1 protein-coding gene is annotated in these 1451 nt (G+C 69.3%); it reads right to left on the bottom strand.

Translation table 11 applies throughout. The features are described from left to right. Nucleotides 1-115: 115 nt before the first annotated feature. The gene (locus tag AWZ10_RS36120; RefSeq protein ID WP_060891099.1) at nucleotides 116-1381 is read right to left on the bottom strand and encodes an IS701 family transposase; all 1266 of its coding nucleotides are present in this window, start codon (nucleotides 1379-1381) and stop codon (nucleotides 116-118) included. Nucleotides 1382-1451: the final 70 nt, after the last annotated feature.

Genomic DNA, 1451 nt, shown 5'->3' with positions numbered 1-1451 from the left:
CTAGTAGTGCTTGGTCAGGTTGGTATCGCTGTGGGTATGTCGCGGTGACAGGTGGGGCAGGCGCCGGTCCAGACCGCGAGGAGTAACTGCATCTCGCGGACGACCTGGTAGAGGCTCAGGCCGGCGCCGTCCCTTTTGGGGTCCGGGCCAGTCGCTGGAGCGTGCAGAAGGCGTGGGCGGCGGAGACGAGGGTGACGTGGTGGTGCCAGCCGTTCCAGGTGCGGCCCTCGAAGTGGGCCAGGCCCAGGGCCTGCTTCATCTCGCGGTAGTCGTGCTCGATGCGCCAGCGGAGCTTGGCCAGCCGCACCAGCGTGGTGAGTGGAGTGTCGTCGGGCAGGTTGGAGAGCCAGAACTGCACCGGCTCCGGCTCGGTGGCGGGCCATTCGGCCAGCAGCCAGCACGCGGGCAACTCGGCTCCCTCGACGGCCTTGCGGATCTCGCGTCCGGCGGGCCTGATCCGCAGTGCCACGAACCGCGAGTACATCCGCTTGAACCCGCTGCGGCCGCTGCCTGGGCGGGAGCCCTCCCGCCACTGCACCGGCCGAGCCGCCTGCTTCCCCGCAGCGATGACCAGCTCCTTCACGCTCCTCGGCGTCTTGGGGTAAGCCGGCTGGGGCGGGCGCCCGCGGCCGCTGTGGGGCGGGATGTGAAGCGTCGCGTCGTGTGGGTGGGCAGTGACGGTGGTCGAGCTGCCCACCACGTAGTGCAGCCCGCGTTCCTCCAGACCGAGCCGGAAGGCCGCGGTGTCCCCGTAGCCGCCGTCGGCCACGACCAGGGGCACATCGACGCCCCAGGACCGGGTCTCGTCGATCATGTCCAGGGCCAGCTGCCACTTCTCGACATGGCCCATATCCGGCGGGATGCCGCACCGCTCGCGGCGGGCCACCTTGCCCGGGTCGGCCAGCGGCGAGGCGGGATCCCAGCTCTTGGGCAGGAACAAGCGCCAGTCGATCGCCGCCGAGGCGGTATCCGAGGCCAGGTGCAAGGACACGCCCGCCTGGCAGTTGGTGACTTTGCCGGCGGTGCCGGTGTACTGCCGCGACACACAGGCCGAGGCGTTGCCGTCCTTGAGGAAGCCTGTGTCATCGATGATCAGCGCGGTCGGGTTGATCGCTGGAGCCATCTTCCACGCGAGTCGGGCTCGGACATGCGCCGCCTCCCACGGGCTGGTGGTGATGAAGTGGGCCAGGGCCTGCCGGTTGCCGTCCTCACCCAGCCGGGCGGCCATCGGTTCCACCGACTTGCGCTGCCCGTCCAGCAGCAGTCCCCGCAGATAGACCCCGCCCCACCGACGCTGATCGGCCCGCGCGAACGGCTCGAACACATCCGCCGCGAAGTCCTCCAGACGGCACCGGACTTCATCCAACTCCTCAGGTGTCACACCCGGTCAACGACGCAGCCCCTCAACCGGACACACCACCGACGAATGAACCTGACCAAGCACTACTAGT

Origin of the sequence: Streptomyces europaeiscabiei, assembly GCF_001550375.1 — a bacterium.
In the GTDB taxonomy this organism is placed as follows: domain Bacteria; phylum Actinomycetota; class Actinomycetes; order Streptomycetales; family Streptomycetaceae; genus Streptomyces; species Streptomyces europaeiscabiei.
The sequence above is the reverse complement of the archived record's forward strand: the minus strand, read 5'-3'. Positions and strand labels throughout refer to the sequence as shown.